Here is a 1,511-nt window from a genome sequence, read left to right on the forward strand (position 1 = left end):
GCCACGGCCACACCGGTCACCGGCACGCTGAGCCTCAACGCCAACGGCGCCAACCCCGTCTCGGCCACCGCCACCGACGCGGCGGGCAACGTCTCAGCCCCCAGCACGCAGTCGCTGACCGTCGACACCACCCCGCCGACGGCCACCGTGCTGTTCGAGGACGACAGCATCGACGCCATCGAGCAGTCCAGCGCCGCCTTCACCATCAGCGGCGGCGAGGCCGGGACCAGCTTCACCTGGACGATCACCTCGACCGGCGGCGGCCAGGTCACCGGCAGCGGCGTGATGAGCGGTCCGACCATGCGGGTGACCGGGCTGGACCTCTCCGGCCTGGGCGACGGCACGCTCACCCTGACCCTCGGCCTGACCGACCCGGCGGGCAACGCCTCGCCGCCCTTCACCGCGGCGACGCAGAAGCTCACCGCCACCGCGGAGAAGCCCGCCCCGGTCGCCCCGCCGCCGACGGCCACCGTGGACGGTGCCACCGTCAACGGCTCGATCATCACCGGCAGCGACGGCAAGCGCGTCACCACCGTGACCATCGCGGCGACCAACAGCAACCGCGTGGAAGACACCAGCACCGCCAACGCCGACCTCGCCGACGTGCCGGTGGTGCGCGAGCAGGTGGTCGACCGGCAGACCGGTGCGGTGTCCACCGTCACCAGCCTGACGGTCAGCGTCTCCAACGGCGTGGCCGTCACCACCAGCGGCAGCGCCGAGCGGCAGACCGCCGCGGAGGCGCAGACCGGGCTGATCGCCGCCATCGAGGCGCGCACCGACGCCGGCACGGCCTCGCGCGGCAACCTGACCGGCGGCGGCGACGGCTTCCTCTCGGTGCTCTCCGCCCAGGCCCAGCTCCTGGTGCGTGCCATCGACTTCAGCACGCCGGGTGCGACCGCCGGCCAGGCGGTGCAGACCAAGGTGACCGGCAACACGCTGGGCGGCACCGGGGTCGCCAGCACGGCGCCGACCGCGGTGGTGCTCAACACCTCGGCGGCGGCGGGTCCGGTGACCATCCAGCTCGACAACGTCGAATTCGCGGCGGTGGTCGGCAACGCCACGCTGGTCGGCGGCGACGGCGAGCAGATCGTCTACGGCGACGATCACCAGCAGTACATGTACCTGGGGGCCGGCGACGACATCCTGCACGGCGGCGGCGGCAACGACACGATCGCCAGCGCCGGCGGCAACGACACGCTGTACGGCGACGACGGCGACGACGTGGTGATGGGCGGCGAGGGCGACGACTGGCTGTTCGGCGGCGAGGGCAACGACCTGGTCGGCGGCGGCGTCGGCAACGACGCGCTGTTCGGCGGGACGGGCCACGACATCCTGTTCGGCGAGGACGGCGACGACACGCTGACCGGCGAGGAGGGCGAGGACACGCTGTCCGGCGGGGCGGGCAACGACCTGCTGTTCGGCGGGGCTGGCAACGACTTCCTGATCGGCGACGCGGGCGACGACACGATCCTGTCTCTTATACACATCTGACGCTGCCGACGATTATACGC

General features: G+C 72.4%; 1 protein-coding gene. It reads left to right on the forward strand.

Annotated elements, in window-relative coordinates; all coding sequences use genetic code 11:
* The coding region (locus Q4I23_RS32605) for a calcium-binding protein (protein ID WP_498528990.1) at nt 1–1,491 on the forward strand (1,491 nt) is incomplete at its 5' end.
* Nucleotides 1,492–1,511: the final 20 nt, after the last annotated feature.

The sequence above is a fragment of the Azospirillum sp. UFLA03-27 genome (assembly GCF_059803775.1).